The organism is Flavobacterium oreochromis, assembly GCF_019565455.1.
In the GTDB taxonomy this organism is placed as follows: Bacteria; Bacteroidota; Bacteroidia; order Flavobacteriales; family Flavobacteriaceae; genus Flavobacterium; species Flavobacterium oreochromis.
On sequence record NZ_CP067377.1, the window covers coordinates 2,734,172 to 2,760,361 of the forward strand.

Consider the following 26,190-nt stretch of genomic DNA (forward strand, 5'->3'; position numbering starts at 1 on the left):
TATGGAAATGCAACAATTTTATTATGACAACAAAATTGTAAACAAGTTCATATACGCAACCATAGTTTTTGGGGTAGTAGGTATGTTAGTAGGGCTATTGTTAGCAACAATGTATTTATTCCCTAATATTACAGATGGTATTTCGTGGTTGAGCTACGGACGTTTACGCCCTTTGCATACAAATGCAATAATTTTTGCTTTTGTGGGTAATGCAATGTTTGCTGGTTATTATTATTCTATTCAGCGATTACTAAAAACCAGAATGTATAGTGATTTTTTAACGAACTTAAATTTCTGGGGATGGCAGTTAATCATTGTTGCAGCAGCCATTTCTTTACCTTTAGGTTATACGACTTCTAAAGAATATGCTGAATTAGAATGGCCTATAGATATTGCTATAGCACTAATTTGGGTAGTATTTGGTATAAATATGATTATGACTATTTTACGTCGTAGAGAAAGACACCTTTATGTAGCAATTTGGTTTTATATAGCTACTTTCGTAACAGTAGCAGTATTACATATTTTTAATAGTTTAGAATTACCTGTTAATGGTTTAAAATCATATTCTGTTTATGCAGGAGTTCAAGATGCGTTAGTACAATGGTGGTATGGTCATAATGCAGTTGCATTTTTCTTGACAACGCCTTTCTTAGGCTTAATGTATTACTTCATGCCAAAAGCTGCTAATAGACCTGTATATTCTTATAGGTTATCAATTATTCACTTTTGGTCTTTAATTTTCTTATATATCTGGGCTGGTCCTCACCATTTACTCTATACAGCTTTACCTGATTGGGCGCAAAACTTAGGGGTAGTATTTTCAGTGATGCTAATTGCGCCCTCTTGGGGAGGTATGATTAATGGTCTTTTGACATTAAGAGGCGTATGGGATAAAGTACGTACAGATGTTGTGTTAAAATTCTTCGTAGTTGCACTTACTGGTTATGGTATGGCAACTTTTGAAGGACCAATGTTATCATTAAAAAATGTAAATGCTATTGCTCACTTTACTGATTGGATTGTGGCACACGTACACGTTGGAGCTTTAGCTTGGAATGGTTTTATGACTTTCGGTATCATCTATTGGTTATTACCTAGATTAACAAAAACACAATTATACTCTCAAAAATTAGCTAATTTTCATTTCTGGATAGGAACATTAGGTATTATTATGTACGCTTTACCAATGTATGTAGCAGGTTTTACTCAAGCTTCTATGTGGAAACAATTTAATCCAGATGGCTCATTAGTATACGGTAACTTCCTAGAAACAGTAGCGCAAATTATGCCTATGTACGCAATTCGTGCTATAGGAGGAACAATGTACTTATTAGGAATGTTAGTCATGGTTTATAATGCTTATAAAACAGTGGCAACTGGTCAATCAGTTGAAGATGAATTAGCAGAAGCACCGGCATTAGTTACTATTGCTCCTTATCGTTTGAAAAACGAAAAATTCCATGCTTGGTTAGAAAGAAAACCAGTTCAACTAACAGTTTTAGCTACAATTGCAATTTTAATAGGAGGTGTTATACAAATTATTCCAACTATAGTAGTAAAATCAAACATTCCAACTATTTCAAGTGTAAAACCTTATACACCATTAGAACTAGAAGGTCGTGATTTATATATTCGTGAAGGCTGTGTAGGCTGTCACTCACAAATGATTCGTCCTTTCCGTTCAGAAGTAGCACGTTATGGAGAATATTCTAAATCAGGAGAATATGTATACGATCATCCATTCTTGTGGGGTTCTAAACGTACAGGTCCCGATTTATTTAGAGTAGGAGGAAAATATAATGATAACTGGCATTTTAATCATATGTGGGATCCCCAAAGTACATCAGCTGGATCTATTATGCCAGCATATAAATGGTTATTTGATAATAAACCAGCTGACTATTCTCAAATTGAGAAGAAAATGGGAGTAATGCAAACATTAGGAGTACCTTATACTCAAGAAGATATTAAAAATGCCAAAACATCTATTGCTGAACAATCTGCTAAAATTGAAGCTAATCTGAAAAATGATCCAGATTTTGTAAAAAGTTATACAGAAAGTGAAAAAAATGCAAAGATGCGTAACGAAGAGTTTGTTCCTATGAAAAATCGTGAGATTGTAGCTTTAATAGCTTATTTACAACGTTTAGGAACTGATATTAAGGTTAAAGATTCTCAAAATTAAGACGCTATGTTAAAGTTTGTCAAACACACTATGGAAAATATTTCAGGTATTGAGATATATCCTATCATTTCATTGTTAATCTTTTTCTTCTTTTTTGTAGGATTATATTTTTGGGTTTTTACTTATAAGAAAGATAAGATTAATCAATTAAGTAATTTACCTTTTGCAGAAGGTACTACAGACGAATTTTTAAACTTATAAAGCATTAAATCGCTATTTATGACAAATGCTAAAAGTTTAAAGAGCGATCAGTATGTACTGCTAAAAAATAAAATTTAAGCACATGAAAAAAATATTTCCTATATATGTAAGAATTCCAGTATTTTTGCAATGTTTTTCATTGCAATGGAATTCTTTATTGACTCGGGTGACCGTCCAGCATTTATTAAATACCCTATATTGAATGTTATTCTATTAATTTTTTTGTTAATATTAGTAGCAGTAGAGCTGGTTCTTAATGCAACAGATAAAGTGTTAGATACTTTATTAACAGACGAACAACGTAAAGCAAAAGAATTAGAAGATAACTTACCTTTTACTGAAACTCAGTTTTTTAAAGGAATTATGCAAAAACTAACTCGTTCTCGAAAAGTTGAAGAAGAAAATGAGTTAATTATGAATCATAATTATGACGGAATTCAAGAATTAGATAACGTTTTACCTCCTTGGTGGGTATATTTATTTTACGGGACTATTGCTTTTGCATTAATTTACTTAGTACGTTTTCACATGTTAGGACATGATGATCAAACCGCTGAGTTTGAAAAAGAAATGGCTATAGCAAAAGTGCAAGTAGAAGAATACAAAAAAACGGCACCAGACTTAATGGATAAAGAAAAAGTTACTTTATTAACAGATGCTGAAAGTATTAATGCAGGAAAAACTATCTTTCAAACCAATTGTATTGCTTGTCATAAAGCAGATGGAGGAGGTGCGATTGGGCCTAACTTAACTGATAATCATTGGATTTTAGGAGGAGGTATTAAAAATGTATTTAATACTATTATGGAAGGAGGACGTGCAGGTAAAGGGATGATTGCTTGGAAAGATCAGATAAAACCTTCTGATATTCAAAAAATAGCTAGTTATGTATTGAGTTTACAAGGAACCAATCCTCCTGGTGGAAAAGCTCCTGAAGGAGATCTTTGGGAAGAAGGAACATCAGCAGCTAAACCTGTAACAGAAACAGTAACTGTAGATTCAATAAAAGTTAAATAAAAAATAGACTAAAGGAGAAAATATAAGTTTCTCATGTAGTTTGTCATTCTTATGTAATAGAAGGAATCACATAAAGTATGTGATTTCTTCTTTACATTCGAAATCACATAAAAATAAATTGATTATGGCAGGCCATTCACCATCAGATAGTTTTAGAGATACTATTGCAACTATTGATAAAGAAGGAAAGCGCGCTTGGATTTTTCCTAAAAAACCAAGTGGGAAATTTTATGACAAAAGAAAAATAGTAAGTTACTTTTTATTAATTTTTCTCTTTTTAGCACCTTTTATAAAAGTAAATGGTAGCCAGTTTTTACTATTTAATGTAATAGAAAGAAAGTTCTCAATTTTTGGATTTCCATTTTGGCCTCAAGATTTTCATTTAGTCGTAATATCAATGATTATTGGAGTCGTTGGTTTAGCATTATTTACAGTAGCTTTTGGTCGGATCTTTTGTGGTTGGATTTGTCCTCAAACTATCTTCATGGAAATGGTATTTAGACGTATAGAATACTGGATAGAAGGAGATAGAGGGGCTCAAATAAAACTAACTAAGCAAGAATGGAATGCAGAAAAAATTAGAAAAAGAGTAATAAAATGGATTCTCTTTTTTATAGTTTCTTTTTATAGCTAATGTTTTTTTAGCCTATTTAGCAGGAGGTGATCATGTTTTAGATATGGTACGTCAAGGACCTCTTAATAATACGGGAACATTAATAGCTCTTTTGATTTTTACAGGAGTTTTTTATTTCGTATTTGCATGGTTTAGAGAACAAGTATGTATTATAGCTTGCCCTTATGGTCGTATGCAAGGTGTGTTGTTAGATAATAAAACCATTAATGTAGCTTATGACCACGTAAGAGGGGAAGGAGAAAAAGGAAGAGCAAAATTTAAAAAAGGCGAAGACAGAACATTAGCTGGTAAAGGTGATTGTATAGATTGTCATCAGTGCGTAAATGTTTGTCCTACAGGAATTGATATTCGTAATGGGACACAGTTAGAATGTGTTAATTGTACAGCTTGTATTGATGAATGTAATACTATCATGAAAAGTGTAAACTTGCCTGTTAATCTAATACGTTATGCAAGTGAAGATGAGATTGTAAAAAAAGAAAAATTTGTTTTTACAACTCGAATGAAAGGATATATAGCCGTTTTAGTTATTCTTATAGGTATTTTTATAGGGATGTTGTTTTTAAGAAATGATGTAGAAGCCACAGTGTTGCGTTTACCAGGGCAATTATTCCAACACAAAGGAGAAAATATAACGAATGTTTTTACTTATAAAATAGTTAATAAAACTATGGATGATTTTAAAAATGTAACTTTTAAATTAGTTAATCCAGAGGGTAAAATTGAAATTGTAGGAAAACAAAGTATTCAAGTTAAAAAAGATAATTTAGCTCAAGGGACTTTATTCGTAGAAATTCATCCAGCATTTCTAGAAGGTGATAAAACAAAAATAAAAATAGAGGTTTATAATAATAACAAATTAATAGAAACAACGACTAGTAATTTTTTAGGGCCAAGAAAATTTAATTAGCATCGTGACTTTTAAAGACCTATTAGAAATATAATGCAAAAGCTATTTATCATTAGGTTATACAACACAAATAGGTAGATAATAATATAATTATGAGAGCAAATTGGGGAACAGGAATTGTGATAGCATTTGGGTTATTTATCACATTCATATTATACTTTGTATTTAAAGTGCAAGGAACGAAAGAATATGATCATGAAATGGTTACAGAAGAATATTATAAAAAAGAAATAGGATATCAGAATCAATTAGATAAAGAACAAAATGCAATTAATTTAAAAGAAAAAGTCCTTATAGAAACAAAAAGTGAAGGACTTATAATAAAATTTCCAAAATCATTTCAATATAAAAATATAATAGGTAAGGTGTCCTTTTATAGACCGTCTAATCAGCAATTAGATTTCGATGTGCCCATATCGTTATCTTCTTCCAATTTGCTCATACCTAAAACCAAGCTGATTGGCGGTCGTTGGGACATTAGTATTGACTGGGAATACCAAGGGAAAAGTTATTTGAACAAAGAAAAAGTTAATCTATAACTCAGTATCCAGTTTTTATTAATTTAAAAAATGAAAATAAAAAAACGTTTTTTTGAGTAAAAAGCTAATGAATTTAGGATTTAAAAATCTAACGAAAATAATATACTAGTTGAGTGCTAGAAATTAAGTACTTAAAAAATGATCTATTCAGCATTCATATTAGGTTTAATTAGCAGTTTGCATTGTGTAGGTATGTGCGGTCCTATTGCTATGATGTTACCTGTTGATAGAAAAAAATCAAACAAAAAAAGTTATACAAATTATAATTTATAATATAGGAAGAATTATGTCCTATATTTTATTAGGATCATTTTTTGGTTTGTTGGGTAGAGGGCTTTTTCTTGCTGGTTTCCAGCAAAAAATGTCAATTATTATTGGCATTTTAATGATAGTAATAGTTTTAGTTCCAGAAAAAGTCTTCGCCCAATACAACTTTTCTAAACCTGTATTCATAATGTTAAGTAAAGTAAAAACATTGTTAGGTCAGCAATTTAAAAACAAAACCTATCAATCTATTTTTATGATCGGATTACTTAATGGATTCTTACCTTGTGGGTTAGTTTATGTAGCACTTTTTGGAGCTATCGCTATGCAAAAAATTTCTTTAAGTATCGTTTATATGGCTTTGTATGGAATAGGAACAATTCCTATGATGACTATGGTCGTATATATATCCAATTTATTGACAATGCCTGTACGAAATAAAATTCAAAAAATAATACCAATAGCAGTCATTGGAGTCGGAGTATTATTTATTTTTAGAGGATTAGGATTGGATTTACCTTTTTTATCTCCTAGTACCATGAGTTTGTTTATTCAAAATACGCCACATTGTAAATAATGATAAAAGTTAGTTTAAGAAGCAGTAAAAAATAAGAATTATAGTAATAATTTAAATATAAGCAAAAATGGAAAGACACAACCTACTGAACGAATTCCCGAATTCACCGAAAAAATTCATGATTTAAAAACAACAGACAATCATTTCAGAAAATTATTTGATGAATATCATGAAGTCGAACATGAAATTCATAGATATAATTCTGGAGCAGAAGCCACTACAGATGCACATATGCACGAACTAAAAGCTAGATTGTTATTTTTGAAAGATGAAATTTTTTCAATGTTAAAAAACTAGATTGACTAATTTGATATAAAGTATTTATAGTTAAAAGTTTAATGCAGAATTATTATGATATAAATTAAAAATTTAATCAGATATGATGTGTTTCTAATAAATTATAAAAAAGTTTTAGTATCAATCCTGTGTTGATTTAAGAAAGAGGTTGTCTAAAAATCCTCAAATAGTCATTTAACTTTCTTCAGTGGCTTTCTCTAGTTATCTTTTAAGATAAACTAGAGAAACCCTGAATGAATACATAAAAAATTGATTTTGTTTTTTTATTAAATTGACAAACTGGGGGGTAATTTTACAATTAGACAACCTCTTCTTCTTTTCTAAAACATAAGAATAAATACCTTTTCTTCCTTTTCATAGTCTTATTAAAAATCAATACATATTATCTTTATTTATCTTAAAAAACTATTGAAAATTAAAAGTTTTTGAAAATAGATAGCTTATTGCTGGATGAACATTGAAATATTTTTTGAAAATATTTGAAAGAATAGTCAAAATAATGAAATCTGAGAAGTAATTATAGACTGTATCCAAAAAATAAGACAATTTTAAACTTTATTTGTTACTGCGATGTAAATAAAAAAATGATGTTTTTTAAACCTCTATTTATTGTGTTTAAATTTAAATAAAATAAGCTCTTAGATTTTAGAATACTTTATTGATAATAGAAGTATAAATAGTATTATGCTATAAAATTTTAGGAAAAAAATTAAGGGAAACGGGCTGTTTTTTATTATTCTCTTCTTAGAAATCAGAAAAATAATTTAAATCTCATTGAAAATCTAAATAGAAAAGATCTATAAACCATATTTTTGACATTAAGAAATCAATCAGAAAATAGTTAATTTGAATACAAAATTAGGATCCAATCTTCAAGTATATGTAGAGTATATTTTAAAAAAGAGGCTGTCCTAAAAGTTAGTAGACTTCATCATTTTGTCAGAGGAAGAAATAATTGCATCATGTTGATTATGAAACTCCTTTTTGCGATAGTGTCAAACGATACGTTGATTTCTTACTTTTAGGACAAGCTCCATTATAACAACTTATAGACTTTTAGGAAAGTTTATAAGTTGTTATTTTGTTTTCTTTCAGTAATTTTTATTTTACTAAACCTCTTGAAATAACAATTCTTTGAATTTCAGAAGTCCCTTCATAGATTTGAGTAATTTTAGCGTCACGCATCATTCTTTCTACATGATATTCACTTACATAGCCATTACCTCCGTGTATTTGAACCGCTTCTATAGTTACATTCATAGCAGTTTCTGAAGCAAATAATTTAGCCATTGCGCCTGAATGAGAAATATCTTGTCCTGCATCTTTTTCACAAGCTGCTTTTAAGCAAAGCATTCTAGCAGCTGTAATTTGAGTAGCCATGTCAGCTAATTTAAAAGCAATGGCTTGATGCTGAAAAATAGGTTTTTTAAAAGCTACACGTTCTTGTGAATATTTTAAAGCTAACTCATATGCTCCAGATGCAATACCTAAAGCTTGAGAAGCAATACCTATTCTTCCGCCATTTAAAACAGCCATAGCAAAATTAAAACCGAAACCATCTTCACCTATACGGTTTTCTTTCGGTACTTTTACATCAGAAAACATAAGTGAATGTGTATCAGAGCCTCTGATTCCCATTTTTTTCTCTTTTGGACCTATAGAAAAACCTTCCCATCCTTTTTCAACAATAAAAGCATTAATTCCTTTATGTCCTTTTTCAGCATCCGTTTGAGCAATAACGATATAAGTAGAAGCTGAACCACCATTGGTAATCCAGTTTTTAGTACCATTTAATAAATAATAATCTCCTTTATCAATTGCAGTCGTTTTTTGAGAAGTAGCATCTGAACCTGCTTCTGGTTCTGATAAACAAAATGCACCGATAACCTCACCTTTAGCAAGAGGAACTAAATATTTCATTTTTTGCTCTTCACTGGCAAATTTTTCTAAACCTGCACATACTAAAGAGTTATTAACGGACATAATTACTGCTGCAGACGCATCAACTTTAGCTATTTCTTCCATAGCTAATACATATGAAACACTATCTAAACCAGCTCCTCCATATTTTGGATCTACCATCATACCTAAAAAGCCTAGTTCAGCCATTTTTTTTACTTGTTCCGTTGGAAATATAGAATGTTCATCTCTTTCTATAACACCTGGTAATAATTCCGCTTGAGCAAAATCTTTTGCCGCTTGCTGAATCATTAAATGTTCTTCGCTTAAATTAAAGTTCATCGTATTTATGTGTTTTTGTTTTTATTTTTATAAAAGTTTTCAAATATAGTTATTTATACTAATTTACCAATAAGTTTGACTATTTTTGCAAGTTATGGAAAAGAACTTTTTTAATGTTGTAGGTGTAATGTCTGGCACCTCTTTAGACGGGGTTGATTTAGCTCACGTACTGTTGAAAAATGAAGATCAGATCTGGAAATTTGAAATATTAGAAGCAGAAACGATACCATATACTGAAGAATGGTTATTTAAATTAAAATCTGCTGTAAACTTTAGTCAGTTCGAATTACAAATTTTAAATCAAGAATATACAATATATTTAAGTTCTATTATTAGAAATTTTATACAAAAATATCATTTAAATAATTTAGATGCTATTTGTTCACACGGACATACTGTTTTACATCAACCTCAAAAAGGTTTTACTTTGCAAATAGGCAATTTACCAATAATAGCTCAGTTGCTTGGTCAAACAGTAGTGTGTGATTTTAGAATTCAAGATGTTAAAAAGGGTGGGCAGGGTGCTCCTTTAGTACCTATAGGAGATCAAATTTTATTTTCAGATTTTGATTACTGTTTAAATCTAGGCGGTTTCTCTAATATTTCATTTCAAATTCAAGGAAAAAGAGTCGCTTTTGATATATCTCCAGTAAATACTGTTTTGAATTTTTTATCCGAAAAAATAGGAAATAAATTTGATGATAAAGGGAAAATAGCTGCTTCAGGAAGTATTAATCAAGTTTTATTAACAGAGTTAAATCAACTAGAATATTACACATTACCCTTTCCTAAATCATTAGGGATTGAATATGTAAAAAGCAAAGTACTTCCTATTATTGATAGATATGATAATTTAAGTATTCCAGATATTTTGTGTACATTTTGCGAACATATTGCTCTACAAATTAAAAAAGTATTATTTAAAAAAACAGGTAAAATGTTAATTACTGGTGGTGGAGCTTATAATGATTACTTAATTGAAAAAAATAAAAAAAAATAATCCGGATATAGAAATTACAGTGCCAAATAAAAATATAATAGAATTTAAAGAAGCATTAATTTTTGCCTTTTTGGGAGTACTAAAATTACAACATAAAATTAATGTACTTTCAAGTGTTACAGGAGCCTTTGAAGATCATTCAGCAGGATTCATATACGAATACAAATAAGAATAAAAACTGTCATTTTTTGGAATCCTCTTTAAATGTGGTACATTTGTATTACCCTAAAAATATTCAGAATATGAAACTAAGAAAATTATTTTTTGCCGCTTTTATGTTTACAACGTTTTTGTCTAGTGCACAAACGCAATTTGAAACAGAAGGAGTGATTGTTCCTAGAACAATAGAAGTAAATGGAGGAAAGAAAATTCAATTAAATGGATTTGGAACTAGATCAAAAGCTTGGGTTGATGTGTATGTGCAGGCTTTATATTTGACAGCATTAACGCAAGATTCTCAAGTGATTATGGATGGAGAAACAGACATGGCTGTTCGTATTGAAATAATTTCAAAAATGGTGACAGCCCGTAAGTTAACCAATGCAATGGAAAAAGGTTTTGAAAAATCATGCGGAGAAAAGTTAAATGCTATGATGCCTAAGATTAATCAATTTAAATTATTGCTTTCAGATGAAATTGTAAAAGGAGATGTGTATGTATTGTCATACAATCCAAAAGAAGAGGCTATTTCAGTTGTTAAAAATGATAAATTAAAAGGAAAAGTAGAAGGAAAAGACTTTAAAAAAGCCCTTTTTGGTATTTGGTTATCAGATCAACCAGCAGATGAAGATTTAAAGAATGAGCTTTTAGGAAAACATTAAAAACATAAGTCATGAAAAAAGTTGTGCAAAATATTTACATTTGCACAACTTTTTTCATAATAGACACATCTAAATTTAAATAAAATAACATGAAAGAGCTTTTAAAGAAATTTGAAAATAAAGAACCAGAAGTAGTATTTCATTGGAAAGATCCTGAAACAGATGCAGAAGGATGGACTGTAATTAATTCGTTACGAGGAGGTGCTGCTGGAGGAGGAACTCGTATGCGTAAAGGCTTAGATATGAACGAAGTTTTATCATTAGCTAAAACAATGGAGGTTAAATTTTCAGTTTCTGGACCAGCTATAGGTGGAGCTAAGTCAGGGATCAATTTTGATCCTAATGATTCTAGAAAAAAGAAGTCCTGCAACGTTGGTACAAAGCAGTCTCACCTTTATTAAAAAGTTATTATGGTACAGGAGGAGATTTAAATGTAGATGAAATTCATGAAGTAATACCAATGACAGAAGAATGTGGTGTTTGGCATCCACAAGAAGGGGTTTTTAACGGACACTTTAAACCTACCGAAGCGGATAAAATTAATCGTATTGGACAATTACGTCAAGGAGTAGTAAAGGTAATAGAGAATACTACTTTTTCGCCAGATATTCATAGAAAATATACTGTAGCTGATATGATTACAGGTTACGGGGTAGCACAAGCTGTAAGACATTATTATGATATCTATGGTGGAAGTGTTGTAGGTAAAAAAGCCATCGTTCAAGGTTTTGGTAATGTTGGTTCCGCAGCTGCTTTTTACTTAGCAGAAATGGGAGCCAAAATCGTAGGAATTATAGATAGAGATGGTGGACTTATTAATGAAACAGGTTTTAGTTTTGAAGAAATAAGATCATTATTCCTAAATAAAGAGGGAAATAAATTAGTAGCACAAAACATGCTTCCTTTTTCAGAAATTAATGAAAAAATATGGTCTATAGGAGCCGAAATTTTTGCTCCATGTGCAGCTTCACGTTTAGTAACTAAAGAACAAGTAGAAAGTATGATTACTTCAGGATTAGAAGTAATTTCATGTGGTGCAAATGTTCCTTTTGCAGATAAAGAAATTTTCTTCGGACCTATTATGGAAGAAACAGATAGTAAAGTAAGTTTAATTCCAGACTTTATTTCAAATTGTGGAATGGCTCGTGTTTTTGCTTATTTTATGGAACGTAAGGTACAAATGACAGATGAAGCAATTTTTAATGATACTTCTGATGTTATTAAAACAGCTATTCAAAAGACTTTTGATTCAAGTTCAGATAAAAAGAATATTAGTGCAAGGGCATTTGAAATAGCATTAAAACAATTAGTTTAGCTTTTTAACTGATTAAAAAAAAAGAGATGGTCATAAAATCAAACCATCTCTTTTTTTATAGATTATTCTTATCCTAGCCAACCTTCTCTGTCTAAGCTCCTATATTGTATAGCTTCTGCAATGTGATGAGAGTGAATATTTTCTGAATTTTCAAGATCAGCTATAGTACGCGAAACTTTTAATATTCTGTCATAAGCTCTGGCTGATAAATTCAGTTTTTCCATCGCAGTTTTTAATAAATAAAGTGAATCTTCATTTAACGCACAATATTCTCTTATTTGTTTTGTGGTCATTTGGGCATTGTAGTGCAGATGTTCGTAATTTTTAAATCGTAGGCTTTGAATGTCACGTGCTTTACAAACCCTTTTCCTAATTTCTAAACTGCTTTCAGATTGACGATTATCTGAAAGTTTTTCAAAAGGTACAGGTGTTACTTCTATATGTAAATCTATTCTATCTAATAAAGGACCTGATACTTTGCTCATATAACGCTGCATTTCGTTAGCACTACCACTTAACTTAGATGTTGAATCATAAAAATAACCACTTGGACTAGGATTCATACTAGCAACAAGCATAAAAGAAGAGGGGTAAGTGATCGTAAATTTAGCCCTTGCTATAGTTACTTCTCGATCTTCCAAAGGTTGCCGCATAACCTCTAAAACCTCTCTTTTAAATTCGGGTAGTTCATCTAAAAAAAGAACACCATTGTGAGCTAAGGAAATTTCGCCAGGTTGTGGATAGCTCCCTCCTCCTACAAGAGAAACGCTAGATGCTGAGTGATGGGGAGCTCTAAAAGGGCGCTGATTGATTAATCCTGAATCTTTTGCTTTTCCTGCAACACTATGGATTTTAGTTGTTTCTAATGCCTCTTTTAAAGTCATAGGAGGTAATATGCTGGGTAGTCGTTTGGCTAACATTGTTTTACCAGCACCAGGAGGTCCGATTAAAATAATATTATGACCTCCCGCAGCAGCTATTTCCATACATCTTTTAATAGATTCTTGCCCTCTTACTTCAGCGAAATCAAACTCGGGATAGTCTATAGTTTTAAAAAACGCTTCACGTGTATTAATTCGTATTGGTTCTAGTTGTAATTTTTTTCAAAAAAAGCAATGATTTCTTTTATATTTTCAATACCATATACGTTTAAATCTGATACAATAGCAGCTTCATTAGCATTTTGTTTAGGTAAGAAAAAACCTTTAAAACCTTCTTCTCGAGCTTTTATAGCAATAGGTAATGCTCCTTTTATCGGTTGTAAACTTCCGTCTAAAGAAAGTTCGCCCATTATGATGTATTGATTTATTTCTTCTTTATTTATTTGTCCAGAGGCGGCTAAAATACCTACTGCAATAGTTAAGTCGTACGCAGATCCCTCTTTTCGTAAATCAGCAGGTGCCATATTTACAATTATTTTTTTCCAGGAAAATGATACTCATTATTTTTAAGAGCTGCTGTTATTCTAAAGCAGCTTTCCTTAATTGTACTATCAGGTAATCCTACTAAATGATAACCAATTCCTTTTTCTGTATTAACTTCTATTGTTATGGTTGTAGCATCTACACCAAAAACGGCACTTCCAAATACTTTTACTAACATGGCTTATATTTTTTAAATGGCTTGTATATAGTAAAAATAATAAAAAAGTAATAGAGTTGTTTGTTTTTTAAATTTATTACTTAAAATTTTGTTAAAATTTAATATATGTGTTTTGTTTTGAATGCTTATTTTTAATTTTCGAGAATAAAATAAACATCAATTATGAAAAAAATAGTAACATTTTTATTCTTAAACTTAACATTTTTGAATAATATTAATTCTCAAGAATATTTTCCTAATAATGAAAGTGTTAAAACTAATATTTCTAATTATACTGCCTTTATTAATGCAAAAATTTATGTTACGCCTTCACAAATAATAGAAAAAGGAGCATTATTAATTAAAGAAGGAAAAATTATAGAAGTTGGTCAAAATTTAATAATTCCCAAAAACACTATAACTGTTGATTTAAATGGAAAAACTATATATCCTTCATTTATTGATTTGTATACTAATTTTGGAGTTGAAACAATAAAATACACAAATGCTAATAGAACAAATAATCCTTTGTACGATACAAAAAGAAAAGGCTATTATTGGAATGAACATATTAAATCAGAAAAAAATGTATTTGAAGTTTATAAATATGATAGTCAAAAAGCAGAAGAATTTTTAAAAGCAGGATTTGGAGTTTTGGGAACTCATATTCCAGACGGAATAGCAAGAGGAACAGGAGCATTGATTTTTTTAAATAATGAAAATGAGACAAATAACTTTTTAGAAAAATCAGCAACAAACCATTTTTCCTTAACCAGAAGTAGCTCTTCTAATCAAGCTTATCCTTCTTCATTAATGGGGACCTTAGCTCTGTTAAAACAAATGTACCACGATGCTAGTTGGTATCAAAAAGGAAACTCAGAATATAAAGACGCTTCATTACAAGCTCTAATACAAAATCAAAAATTAGTTCAAATTTTTGATTCAGAAGATAAATTAAATACTCTGCGTGTAGCCAAAATAGGAAAACAATTTGGCGTTAATTATATATTTAAAGGCTCGGGTAATGAATTTGAACGGATTGAGGATATAAAAAAAATACAATCAAAACTAATCATACCTATTAATTTTCCTGAAGTATACGACGTATCAGATCCTTATATAGCAAATCAAATGGAATTAGCTGATTTACGTTTTTGGAATCAAGCACCATTAAATCCTAAAATACTAGCTGATAACGGAATTGTATTTGCTTTAACAACTGATAAATTAAAAAAAATAGATGATTTTAAAACTAATTTATTAAAAGCCATAGCGTATGGTTTTAGTAAAAAAACAGCATTAGAAGCATTAACAACAGTTCCAGCAGATTTATTAGGTAAATCAAACGAAATAGGTTCTTTAAAAGCAGGTGCTTATGCCAATTTCTTAATTACTTCAGGTGATATTTTTGATCCTAAAACTACTTTGTTTGAAAATTGGGTTAATGGGAAAAAAATATAATAAATGATTTAGAAGCTAAAGATCCTAGAGGAAACTATTATGTAACTTTCAAAAATGAAAATTATAATATGAAAATAGAAGGAGAAATTAATGCTCCTAAGATAGAAATTAAAAATACTGATAATAAAAAAATAAATGCTAAACTAACCGTATCTAATAATTGGATAAATATCTTATTACAAACAGCAGATACTACTAAAACAGAATTTAATAGATTAACAGGTTTTATTTCAGATAGTAAAAAAATTATAGGTAAAGTTGTAACAGCTGATGGATTAGAATCTACTTGGGAAGCAACACAAACAGATAAATTTATTCCCAATAATCAAGAATTAGAAGATAAAAAATTGAATAAAATTTTTCCTGTAACTTTTCCTAATTTGCCTTATGGAAATATAGAAAAACCACACGTAAAAAGTATATTATTTAAAAACGCTACGGTTTGGACAAATGAAAAAGAAGGAATTTTAACTGAAACAGATGTTTTAGTAAAAAATGGAAAAATAGCAGCTATAGGTAAAAATATAAAAGAAGATATAATTGAAAATATAGATGCAAAAGGAAAACATTTAACTAGTGGAATTATAGACGAACACTCTCATATAGCAATATCTAGTGGAGTAAATGAAGGAGGTCATAATTCCTCGGCAGAAGTTACCATAGAGGATGTTGTAAATTCAGATGATGTTAATATTTACAGAAATTTAGCAGGAGGAGTAACCACTTCACAGTTATTACATGGTTCCGCTAATCCTATAGGAGGACGCTCGGCTATAGTGCGTTGGAAATGGGGGCTATCACCTGATGAAATGATCTTTCAAAATTCCCCCAATTTATCAAATTTGCTTTAGGAGAAAATGTAAAACAATCTAATTGGGGTATTTCAGATCCAACTCGCTTTCCACAAACACGTATGGGAGTTGAACAAGTGTTTATAGATTATTTTACCCGTGCACTTGAATATGATAAAAATTGGAAACAATTTAATGCCCAAGGAAAATCAGGCATAATGAAACAACCACGAGTTGATATTGAATTACAAACAATAGCCGAAATTATAAATCGTAAACGATTTATTTCATGTCACTCATATGTCCAGTCTGAAATTTTATCTCTAATGCGAATAGCCGAAAAATTTAACTTTAAAGTAAATACCTTTACACATATTTTAGAAGGTTATAAAGTTGCTAATGAAATGAAAGAACACGGAGTAGGAGCATCTACCTTCTCTGATTGGTGGGCTTATAAGTACGAAGTTAATGATGCTATTCCTTACAACGCCTCTATTCTTCATAAAAAGGAATACTTGTAGCCATTAATTCAGATGATGCAGAAATGTCAAGACGATTAAATCAAGAAGCTGCAAAAATTGTAAAATATGGAGGAGTATCAGAAGAAGAAGCTTGGAAAATGGTTACATTAAATCCAGCTAAACTATTACATTTAGATCATAAAATAGGAAGTATAAAGATAGGTAAAGATGCAGATTTAGTTTTATGGGATGACAACCCATTATCAGTTTATGCAAAAGTTGATAAAACCATGATTGAAGGAGTTGTGTATTATGATAAAGTACTGGATGAAAAACATAGAAAATCTATTCAATTAGAAAAAAAAGAGCTCATAAATCAAATGTTACAAGAAAAAAATCAAGGAGCAATTACAAGACCAGCAACTAAAACTGAGAAAAAACATTACCATTGTGATACAATGGAAAATTATTAAGATAAATCAAACTTTAAAAGATTCAGATTAATGAAAATAGATATAAAAATTTTATGTTCCATATTATTTACAATAGGAACCTATTCTCAGCAAATACCAGCTCCTAAACAAACTCAGTCAATACTCATTATGAATGGTATAGCTCATCTAGGTAATGGGGAAGTAATAGAAAATTGTGCAATAGGATTTAAAGAAGGAAAGTTGACATTAGTTGCGGATGCACGTAATATTCGTATTGATTTAACTTCTTATGATCAAGTTATACAAGCAGAAGGGAAACACATATATCCCGGTTTTATAGCACCTAACTCTACTATAGGATTGGTAGAAATAGATGCCGTAAAAGCTACAGATGATGAAAGAGAAATAGGTACTTTTACCCCTAATATAAGAAGCTTAATTGCATATAATACAGATTCGAAAATAATAGAAACAGCAAGGATTAACGGGGTTCTTGTAGCTCAAATTACCCCTAGAGGAGGACGTATAGCAGGAACTTCATCTATTGTACAAATGGATGCTTGGACTTGGGAAGATGCTACAATTAAAGAAAATGATGGAATTCATTGTAACTTTCCACTTACATTTAAAAAATCAGGTTGGTGGGCAGAACCAGGTACTATTGAAATAAATAATGATTATTTAAAACAAGTAACTGAATTTTCTGATTTCTTAAAACAAGCAAAAGCTTATTTAACTAATGAATCAATAGAAAAAAATATAGTATTTGAATCATTAAGAGGAGTTTTTAATGGAACTCAAATACTTTATATAAACGCTAATGAAGAAAAACAAATTACTGATGCCATCCGAATAGTAAAAGAAAATCAAATTCCTAAATTGGTTATAGTTGGAGGATATCAAGCAGATAAAATAGCCCCTTTATTAGTTCAAAATAATGTGGCAGTTTTAATAGGAAGGGTACACAGTTTGCCGAATTTAGATCAAGATGATATAGATCATCCATTTAAATTAGCAAAACTTTTAACAGATAAAGGAGTTTTAGTAGCCTTAGAAAATAGTGGAGATATGGAGCGTATGAATACAAGAAACCTCCCTTTTCAAGCAGGAACTACTGTAGCGTATGGATTAACAAAAGAACAAGCCTTAAAAACAATTACCTTAAATACTGCTAAAATTTTAGGAATTGATAGCACTTGTGGTTCTTTAGAAGTAGGTAAAGATGCAACTCTCTTTATTTCTGATGGTGATGCACTTGATATGAGAACCAATAATTTATCAAATGCTTTTATACAAGGAAGAAAAATTTCCCTACAATCACATCAAACACAATTACACGATAAGTATAAAAAAAAGTACAATATAGAGTAGATTGTATTAAAAACAAAGATTTAAGGCAGTTTACCTTTTTTCCTATAAATTATTTTTAATAAAAATAATAGGTCTATTTTTCAATAAAAAGACTTTATAAACAGATATTTAAATCAGATAGCAAAACTTGAATCTCTAATTCTTGGTTCTTGAAACAAAAGTTGTAATTTTGCAATCCAAAATAGAAGAATTACAATATGTTAGAAAGACTTCAATATGTAAAGCAACGTTTTGATGAAGTATCAGACTTAATCATCCAGCCAGATGTTATTGCTGATCAAAAACGTTATGTACAATTAAATAAAGAATACAAAGATTTAAAAGCGTTAGTAGAAAAACGCGATGAATATGTAAATCTTGTTGGAAATATTAATGAAGCTAAAGAAATTATAGCAGATGGTTCTGATGCCGAAATGGTAGAAATGGCTAAGATGCAGTTAGAAGAAGCACAAGAAAGATTACCTCAGTTAGAAGAGGAAATTAAATTTATGCTGATTCCTAAAGATCCAGAGGACGCTAAAAATGTTATGGTTGAAATACGTGCAGGTACAGGTGGTGATGAAGCTTCTTTATTTGCAGGTGATTTATATAAAATGTACACTAGATATTGTGAAGCTAAGGGCTGGAGAACCTCTGTTGTAGATTTAAATGAAGGAACAGCAGGTGGATTTAAAGAAATTATTTTTGAAGTTACAGGTGAAGATGTTTATGGAACTTTAAAATATGAAGCAGGAGTACACCGTGTACAGCGTGTTCCTCAAACAGAAACACAAGGACGTGTACATACATCAGCAGCTACTGTTATGGTATTACCAGAAGCAGAAGAGTTTGATGTACATATAGATATGAATGATGTACGTATCGATTTGTTCTGTTCATCAGGACCAGGAGGTCAATCTGTTAATACAACAAAATCAGCAGTTCGTATGACACACATTCCTACAGGGTTAGTGGCACAATGTCAAGATGAAAAATCACAGCATAAAAACAAAGATAAAGCATTATCCGTATTACGTTCTCGTTTATATGAAATGGAATTAGCTAAAAAACAAGAAGAAGATGCTAAAAAACGTAATTCACAGGTTAGTTCAGGAGATCGTTCTGCAAAAATTAGAACCTATAATTTCCCACAAGGACGTGTAACAGATCACCGAATAGGAATGGATATTTTTGATATGGACGGTGTGATGGGAGGAAAAATTCAAAAATTCATTGATGAACTACAATTAGTAGCTAATACAGAAAAATTAAAAGAATCAGAAGTTTATTAAGAATAAAAGCCCTTATATATAAGGGCTTTTATTCTTATACAATAAAAATTAATAATCAAATAAGCTTAAATGAAAAAAATTCTAGCATTAGTGTCCATGCTTCTTTGTGCAGAGCAAATAGAAGCACAATCCTATATAGGATTCTTACCTGATAATTATAGTGGTGTACATGGAATGGTTTATAATCCAGCTACCATAGTAGGATCTCCCTATCGTTTAGATTTAAATTTAGTTTCAGCGAATGCTTTATTTAGTAATGATTATTTTGGAGCAAAAGTTACAGATCTCCTTAAAAAAGATTTTGATGTAGATCTTCAGGCTAAAAAATTTTCCTCGTTAAATAACAATGCAGTTATAAATGCGGATGTATTAGGTCTATCATTTATGTTTAATATAGCTCCTAAACACTCTATTGGATTTTTTTCCAGAGCTAGAGGTAATACAAATCTACATGAATTGAACGGAACTTTATTTGATAAAGTTCGAAAAGACTTTAAAGACATTACTGATTATCGTATAGAAGAAGGTGATTTTAATTTAGTAGCAAACACTTGGGCAGAGTTAGGATTGTCTTATGGAGCTATCATATTAAATAATGATAAATATTCATTAAAAGGAGGTTTATCCTTAAAATACATACAAGGTGTAGTTAATTCTTATGCTTATGGAAGAAATATAAGTGTATTTTATGATGCAGATAATATTGCCCAAAATAGAAAAATTATAGCTACTGGTGATTTTATTTTTGGGGGTACTAGAGATTTTGATAAAATAGATAAAGAAGTTAAATTAAATCCTAATACGAGTAGTTTTGGTGCTGATTTTGGTGCTGTTTTTGAAATAAAAAATCAAAATGTGCAAAAAAAATATGGACCTAATTATAAATGGAGATTTGGGGCATCTGTAACAGATATAGGGTCTATAAGATATAAATTAGATACACAAAAACATTACGAGTTTAATAGTGTTACCGTACAACAAATAAAAATTGAGTCAGAAAAAGATCTTGAAAAAGTTTTAGAACTGTTTGACCCTTCACCAGAAGAAGAAACATCTCAAAAAGTAATATTGCCTACAGCATTACATACTAATGTAGATTGGAATTTTTTTAGAAAATTTTATTTAAATCTTAATGCAGATTTTAATTTGAATGATAAAAAAGCTTTAAATACCTTATCAATTGCAAATACTTATGCTTTAACACCACGTTATGAAACAAAGTGGTTTAGTTTTGCATTACCAATTAATTATATGGAATATAGGGGCGTAAATGTAGGGACAAGTCTTCGTTTAGGGCCTTTATTTGTAGGATCAGGATCTGTTTTATCAAATTTAATATCATCAGAATCTAAAGGAGTTGACTTATATTTTGGGTTAAAAGTGCCTATTTACAAAGGAGAAAAGAGAGTGAAACAACCTAAAGAAGAAGAAGAAGAAAAAATACAGCCAGTACCAGTAAAAGAAATATTAGATACAGACAATGATGGAATATTGGATGATGTAGACAAATGTATTAATGAAAAAGGACCTAAAGAAAATGCAGGATGTCCTTGGCCTGATACAGATAATGACGGAATTATAGATCCAGAAGATAAATGTATTGATGAAAAAGGGCCTAAAGAAAACGCAGGTTGTCCTTGGCCTGATACAGATGGAGATACAGTTTTAGATAAGGATGATAAATGTGTAAACGTTCCAGGAACAGTAGGAAATAATGGTTGTCCAGAAGTAACTCAAGCTGTTGTTAAAAAATTAAATGATTATGCAAAAACAATTTTGTTTGATGCAGGAAAAAATACATTTCAAGCTTCTACTTATCCAGTGTTAGAAGCAATGTCTGCCTTATTAAAAGAATATCCTACAGCTAAATTCTCACTAGAAGGACATACAGATAGTGATGGAAAAGCAGAAGTAAATAAAAAATTATCTGAAGCAAGAGCGTCTGCTATTAAAGTTTACTTAGTAAGTAAAGGAATTGATACCACTCGATTAACAACAGCTGGATTTGGAGAGTCAAAACCAATTGCATCAAATAAAACAAAAGCAGGAAAAGCACTAAATAGAAGAGTAGAAGTGAAATTAATCATAGAATAATTGTACTATTTTTTGTATCTTGAATGTTATTAAAATAAATCATGAAATGAAAAAAATAGATCTAAAAAGAATTAGTTTATTACTATTGTTTATCTCCTTTTTTTCCATTAATGCTCAAGAAAAAGGAACTAGTGAGTTTAAGGTCAGCTATGGATTGTTTTCAACAAATAACATTATTAATACTGTTACAGACATTTTAATTACCCCTGCAAGTTTAGGAGCTGTAACAGTTGAAAATAAAGTTAGTTCAGGAGTATTTAATCTAGGATATAATTATACGATCATTAACAAATTAAATTTAGGGTTAGATTTTGCTTATGAAGCTTTTATTTCTGATGTAATATCCAATAACAAGTTTATTAATAAACAAAAAGAAGATGATTTTACCTTTGCTATAAAGTCTGATTATAATTATTTATCAAAAAACAAAATTAGATTATATTCAGGAGTAGGAATAGGCTATACCTTTATACGAAATAGATCCAATAATTTATCATCAGAAGGTCTGTCTTTTGATAATTCAACTCGATTTAATTTTCAAATTACAGGTATAGGATTTAGATATGGTGGAAAATTAGGAATAACGGCAGAAGCAGGATTAGGATATAAAGGAATTCTAAATGCAGGCATTTCATATCAATTATAAGAATAATATATTTATTTAAAAGGATGTTCAAATTGAACATCCTTTTTTATTTTTGCAGACAAAATTTTAAGATGACAACACAACAATTAATCCATCAAATTCAACAAAAAAAATCATTCCTTTGTGTAGGTTTAGATGTAGATTTACAAAAAATCCCTCAACATTTACTTAGTGCAGAAGATCCTATTTTTGAATTTAATAAAGCCATTATAGATGCTACGCATGATTTATGTGTTGCTTATAAACCTAATATAGCATTCTTTGAAGCTTATGGGATTAAAGGCTGGATTTCTCTTGAAAAAACAATTCAGTACATTAATAAAAACTATCCTGAAATTTTTACTATTGCAGATGCTAAAAGAGGTGATATAGGAAATACTTCTTCTATGTATGCTAAAGCCTTTTTTGAAGATTTACAATTTGATTCAGTTACGGTTGCTCCTTATATGGGGAAAGATTCTGTAGAACCTTTTCTTACATTTCAAAACAAGCATACCATAATGTTAGCTTTAACATCAAATGAAGGAGCCTTTGATTTCCAAACTTTAAGTGTTGAAGGAAAAGAGTTGTATAAACACGTTATAGAAACTTCAAAAAGATGGAAAAATTCAGAGAATCTAATGTATGTTGTAGGCGCTACTAAAGCAGAATATTTTCAAGAGATAAGAAAAATAATTCCCAATAGTTTTCTATTAGTTCCAGGAGTAGGAGCACAAGGAGGAAGTCTACAAGAAGTATGCAAATATGGAATGAATGCTAATATTGGGTTACTTATTAATTCTTCACGTGGGATTATTTATGCTTCAAAAGATCAAGATTTTGCCGAAAAAGCAAGAGAAGAAGCACTCAAGTTACAAAAAGAAATGGAATTTATAATGGCTTTATAATGGCTTTATAATAACCTATACATAACATAGAAATTAAAAGCAAATAACTAGTATCTAAGGGAAAACTTACATATTGGAATTAGTATGATTAAAAAATAAAAAATAAATGATTTTTATTGATCAAGTAGGAACTCAACATACTTTTGAAACTACTCCTAAAAGAATAGTTTCATTAGTTCCTTCGCAAACTGAATTGTTATACGATTTGGGTTTAGAAGAAAAAATAATAGGAATTACAAAATTTTGTATACATCCTTTTCATTTTAAATCTATTAAAGCTATTGTAGGGGGAACAAAAGATGTAAAAATAGAAAAAATAAAAGAATTACAACCAGATATTATTATCTGTAATAAAGAAGAAAACACAAAAGAAATAGTTCAAGAATTAAGTCAAATTTGTCCTGTTTGGGTAACTGATGTTTATACCATTCACGATAATAATAAAATGATTGAAGATTTTGGAAAACTATTTAATGTACGTACCGAAGCTCAAAAATGGATTGATAAAATTAATTTCGTTAAAAATGATTTTCTTCATTTTATTCAAAATTATGAACAACAAACAGTCGCTTATTTTATTTGGGGAAAACCTTATATGGTAGCTGGTCGAGATACTTTTATTAATCATTTATTAGAGTTAAATAAATACCAAAATATTTATGCTAATAATGAAAAATATCCTGAGCGCTATCCAGAAATTATTGTGCAAAAAATGCGTATTCAAGGTGATCCAGACTTGATTTTTCTTTCCTCAGAGCCCTTTCCTTTTAAAGATGAGCATGCTTTTGAATTAGGACGTTATTCACATCATGCTAAAACCGTTTTTGTTGATGGTGAAATGTTTTCTTGGTATGGTTCTCGTTTAGTTAAATCTTTTGATTATTTTAAAAAATTACGTTTACGTATTGGTGAATTGCATTTACATCATGGACATTCTCACTAAAAAATATTGGTTCAAAAAAGATGATTAACTATACTATTTATCAAAATACATCAAGTAATCAATGGGTTACTTTTATACATGGAGCAGGAGGAAGTTCTTCTATATGGTTTAAACAAATTAGAGAATTTCAAAAGTATTTTAACGTACTATTATTAGATTTGAGAGGGCATGGAGATTCAAAGAAAACAAGTTTCTCAAAAAAATATACCTTCACAGCTATTGCTCATGATGTGTTAGAAGTTATAGATTATCTAAAAATACGATCTTCACATTTTATCGGAATTTCATTAGGAACAATAGTAATAAGACAATTAGCCGAAATGTATCCAGAACGAGTAGAAAGCATGATTATGGGAGGAGCTATTTTAAAAATGAATTTTCGTTCACAAATATTAATGAGAGTAGGAAATGTCTTTAAATATATGCTTCCTTATTTAGTTCTTTACCGATTGTTTGCTTTTATTATCATGCCAAAAGAAAATCATAAACAATCTCGTCTAATGTTTATAAATGAAGCTAAAAAATTATATCAAAAAGAATTTATAAAATGGTTTAAGTTAACATCAGAAATAAATCCCATATTACGTTGGTTTAGACAAGTAGAACTAAATATTCCAACTTTATATATAATGGGTGAAGAAGATTATATGTTTTTGCCAACTGTCAAAAAGGTTGTAGAATCACATTATAAAACAGCAAAGTTAACTGTTATAGAAAAATGTGGACATGTTGTAAATGTAGAACAAGCCCATATATTCAATAAAAAAGCAATTGATTTTTAAAAAAATTACAGTAGATAGACCATTAATTATTATTCATTTTTGCCATAAAAAGACACCTCTAATTTATAAGGTATAGCCTTTTATATTTCAAATATTTTTTACAAGTCCAATTAAAAATAATCTACTTATAAAAATAATATTATATTAATGGAATTAGATAATTAATAGTTATTTTTAAAATAATATTGTTTTAAAAAAAATAGAATTATTTTTATTGCAATATTCTAAATCATTTTAAAAGAATGTAGTATTTTTTAAAACTATTTCTTGTTATTATTATTTACAAGGTTCATATATTTAATTCTCTCTTTATATAATTCAATTAATTCTAAATTATGATAGTAATCCAGAGAATTAGGATTTAAAATTTTTAGAATTTCTTCTCGTTGTAATATAAGTTCATTTAAGTGCTTGATAGTTTTTTCATATCCATTTTCAGTAAAATATAGCAGACGAGGTTCTTTTACTTGATTAATGGTCGATAAAACAGTTTCTAATATTTGATATTTAGTTGATGGAATCTTTTTTCCATTCTCATATCCATTATATGTTTGAAAAGATACGCCTATTAAATCAGCTACTTCCTTTTGTGTTAAGCCTTTGATTTTCCTAGCTACTTTCAATTCTTCTGCATTCATAATTTACTTTTTACTTTTGTTTAATTTTTAACATTATTACTTGTATTATAAAATATTTGATGTTTTATTTGTTGAATATCAAATATTTTATATATTTGTATCTGTAATTTTCACAGACAGTTTATGCAAATAATTTGCATATATAATTTTCACACATAGTTTACACAAATTATATGTGTATATAGTTTGTGTATATATTAAAAACAAATATACAAAAGTTTATGTCAGTTGATTCTACAAATACAATGAAGAAGAGGGAACTGTCTACATTAAAGCGTATTGAACTAGTTCAGCGTTCCAGTAGTCTTTTGATGTGTTTTTTTAATAAAGGATTTAGGAGTTTTGACGCTTTTAAAGCTGTTATTCAAAACTATTATCCTGAAATACCAGAGTCAAAAGTTTTTGATTTTTGGCATTTTAGAAACGTAAGTGAGGAAGTATGTGATAAGATAGAATTAGTTCTTGAATTATTAATAAATCAATCATAAATTAAAATTAGTATATTTAATTAATTTATAGTATTTTGAAAAAAAGTATTTTTAGATTACTTATTTTAATCCCTAATTTTAGAATGATAAAAAATAATTCTAATAATTTGTCGAACTATAAAAGATATAAGGAAGTTTTTTCTTTACGATTATTATCATAAAAATTTGCTATAAAGCTAAGCTTTTAAATGACAGTATTAATGAAAATGGAGTAGGTGAAGATAGTAAGTCAAGTAAAACATTCTTACTAGTGTATTCTTTATTAACATTGAATTTTATATATGAAAACTGTAAAAAGATAAGTATGTGTAATAACTGTATACTTTGGTTATTAATAG

The 26,190-nt window shown here is 29.5% G+C and carries 18 protein-coding genes and 5 pseudogenes; 20 read left to right on the forward strand and 3 right to left on the reverse strand.

Annotation, left to right across the window (positions count from 1 at the left end; translation table 11 throughout):
• Position 1: 1 nt before the first annotated feature.
• The 7 genes and pseudogenes from ccoN to JJC03_RS18110 all read left to right on the forward strand — a co-directional run bounded on the left by ccoN (position 2) and on the right by JJC03_RS18110 (position 6,627).
• Positions 2-2,188, forward strand: coding sequence for a cytochrome-c oxidase, cbb3-type subunit I (gene ccoN / locus JJC03_RS13075; RefSeq protein WP_088398685.1), 2,187 nt, complete (start codon positions 2-4; stop codon positions 2,186-2,188).
• A gap of 6 nt (positions 2,189-2,194) precedes the next feature.
• Positions 2,195-2,389 carry a CcoQ/FixQ family Cbb3-type cytochrome c oxidase assembly chaperone gene (locus tag JJC03_RS13080; protein ID WP_088398684.1) on the forward strand — a complete coding sequence of 65 codons (195 nt, stop codon included), beginning with the start codon at positions 2,195-2,197 and terminating at the stop codon, positions 2,387-2,389.
• A gap of 129 nt (positions 2,390-2,518) precedes the next feature.
• A complete protein-coding gene (locus tag JJC03_RS13085; protein ID WP_258931899.1) occupies positions 2,519-3,406 on the forward strand; it encodes a cbb3-type cytochrome c oxidase N-terminal domain-containing protein in 888 nt (295 codons plus the stop codon).
• Positions 3,407-3,530: 124 nt separating this feature from the next.
• Positions 3,531-4,950: pseudogene (gene ccoG / locus JJC03_RS13090) on the forward strand (cytochrome c oxidase accessory protein CcoG).
• Between the two features lie 92 nt (positions 4,951-5,042).
• Entirely contained in the window at positions 5,043-5,489 is a 447-nt protein-coding gene (locus JJC03_RS13095) for a FixH family protein (protein WP_088398681.1), read from the forward strand.
• 138 nt (positions 5,490-5,627) lie between these two features.
• Positions 5,628-6,330: pseudogene (locus tag JJC03_RS13100) on the forward strand (sulfite exporter TauE/SafE family protein).
• A gap of 186 nt (positions 6,331-6,516) precedes the next feature.
• The gene (locus JJC03_RS18110; RefSeq protein ID WP_258932625.1) at positions 6,517-6,627 is read left to right on the forward strand and encodes a DUF465 domain-containing protein; all 111 of its coding nucleotides are present in this window, start codon (positions 6,517-6,519) and stop codon (positions 6,625-6,627) included.
• 1,101 nt (positions 6,628-7,728) lie between these two features.
• On the opposite strand, the gene JJC03_RS13110 is transcribed toward JJC03_RS18110, so the two are convergent.
• Entirely contained in the window at positions 7,729-8,868 is a 1,140-nt protein-coding gene (locus JJC03_RS13110; RefSeq protein WP_088398678.1) for an acyl-CoA dehydrogenase, read from the reverse strand.
• 94 nt (positions 8,869-8,962) lie between these two features.
• Here JJC03_RS13110 and JJC03_RS13115 point away from each other — a divergent pair, with 94 nt between their 5' ends.
• The 4 genes and pseudogenes from JJC03_RS13115 (at position 8,963) to JJC03_RS13125 (ending at position 12,004) form a co-directional block, all read left to right on the forward strand.
• Positions 8,963-9,868 carry an anhydro-N-acetylmuramic acid kinase gene (locus JJC03_RS13115; RefSeq protein ID WP_309597665.1) on the forward strand — a complete coding sequence of 302 codons (906 nt, stop codon included), beginning with the start codon at positions 8,963-8,965 and terminating at the stop codon, positions 9,866-9,868.
• Complete coding sequence (locus JJC03_RS18915) at positions 9,846-10,037, forward strand: hypothetical protein (RefSeq protein WP_309597666.1); 192 nt, start codon at positions 9,846-9,848, stop codon at positions 10,035-10,037. The genes JJC03_RS13115 and JJC03_RS18915 overlap by 23 nt, the downstream gene beginning before the upstream one ends.
• A gap of 73 nt (positions 10,038-10,110) precedes the next feature.
• Complete coding sequence (locus tag JJC03_RS13120; protein WP_165624228.1) at positions 10,111-10,689, forward strand: chalcone isomerase family protein; 579 nt, start codon at positions 10,111-10,113, stop codon at positions 10,687-10,689.
• Positions 10,690-10,778: 89 nt separating this feature from the next.
• Positions 10,779-12,004, forward strand: a pseudogene (locus tag JJC03_RS13125) (Glu/Leu/Phe/Val dehydrogenase dimerization domain-containing protein).
• A gap of 68 nt (positions 12,005-12,072) precedes the next feature.
• Here JJC03_RS13125 and JJC03_RS13130 read toward each other — a convergent pair.
• Positions 12,073-13,606 (reverse strand): annotated as a pseudogene (locus tag JJC03_RS13130) (YifB family Mg chelatase-like AAA ATPase).
• A 162-nt stretch (positions 13,607-13,768) separates the two neighbouring features.
• Here JJC03_RS13130 and JJC03_RS13135 point away from each other — a divergent pair.
• The 8 genes and pseudogenes from JJC03_RS13135 to JJC03_RS13170 all read left to right on the forward strand — a co-directional run bounded on the left by JJC03_RS13135 (position 13,769) and on the right by JJC03_RS13170 (position 24,726).
• Positions 13,769-16,771: pseudogene (locus tag JJC03_RS13135) on the forward strand (amidohydrolase family protein).
• 30 nt (positions 16,772-16,801) lie between these two features.
• Complete coding sequence (locus JJC03_RS13140) at positions 16,802-18,103, forward strand: amidohydrolase family protein (protein WP_235873448.1); 1,302 nt, start codon at positions 16,802-16,804, stop codon at positions 18,101-18,103.
• A gap of 197 nt (positions 18,104-18,300) precedes the next feature.
• Positions 18,301-19,374 (forward strand): peptide chain release factor 1, encoded by a 1,074-nt coding sequence (gene prfA, locus JJC03_RS13145; protein ID WP_088398672.1) that lies wholly within the window; start codon positions 18,301-18,303, stop codon positions 19,372-19,374.
• A 69-nt stretch (positions 19,375-19,443) separates the two neighbouring features.
• Positions 19,444-21,468 carry a DUF5723 family protein gene (locus JJC03_RS13150; RefSeq protein WP_235873449.1) on the forward strand — a complete coding sequence of 675 codons (2,025 nt, stop codon included), beginning with the start codon at positions 19,444-19,446 and terminating at the stop codon, positions 21,466-21,468.
• A 46-nt stretch (positions 21,469-21,514) separates the two neighbouring features.
• Entirely contained in the window at positions 21,515-22,114 is a 600-nt protein-coding gene (locus tag JJC03_RS13155; protein ID WP_088398670.1) for an outer membrane beta-barrel protein, read from the forward strand.
• 71 nt (positions 22,115-22,185) lie between these two features.
• Positions 22,186-23,001: an orotidine-5'-phosphate decarboxylase gene (gene pyrF, locus JJC03_RS13160; RefSeq protein WP_088398669.1), complete on the forward strand. Its 816-nt coding sequence runs from the start codon at positions 22,186-22,188 to the stop codon at positions 22,999-23,001.
• A 106-nt stretch (positions 23,002-23,107) separates the two neighbouring features.
• Positions 23,108-23,944, forward strand: coding sequence for an ABC transporter substrate-binding protein (locus tag JJC03_RS13165; protein WP_088398668.1), 837 nt, complete (start codon positions 23,108-23,110; stop codon positions 23,942-23,944).
• A 20-nt stretch (positions 23,945-23,964) separates the two neighbouring features.
• Positions 23,965-24,726: an alpha/beta fold hydrolase gene (locus JJC03_RS13170; protein WP_235873450.1), complete on the forward strand. Its 762-nt coding sequence runs from the start codon at positions 23,965-23,967 to the stop codon at positions 24,724-24,726.
• A 260-nt stretch (positions 24,727-24,986) separates the two neighbouring features.
• On the opposite strand, the gene JJC03_RS13175 is transcribed toward JJC03_RS13170, so the two are convergent.
• On the reverse strand, positions 24,987-25,364 hold the full coding sequence (locus JJC03_RS13175) for a helix-turn-helix transcriptional regulator (protein ID WP_088398666.1): 378 nt from the start codon (positions 25,362-25,364) through the stop codon (positions 24,987-24,989).
• A gap of 221 nt (positions 25,365-25,585) precedes the next feature.
• On the opposite strand from JJC03_RS13175, the gene JJC03_RS13180 reads away from it, so the two are divergent.
• A complete protein-coding gene (locus JJC03_RS13180) occupies positions 25,586-25,852 on the forward strand; it encodes a hypothetical protein (RefSeq protein WP_088398665.1) in 267 nt (88 codons plus the stop codon).
• Positions 25,853-26,190: the final 338 nt, after the last annotated feature.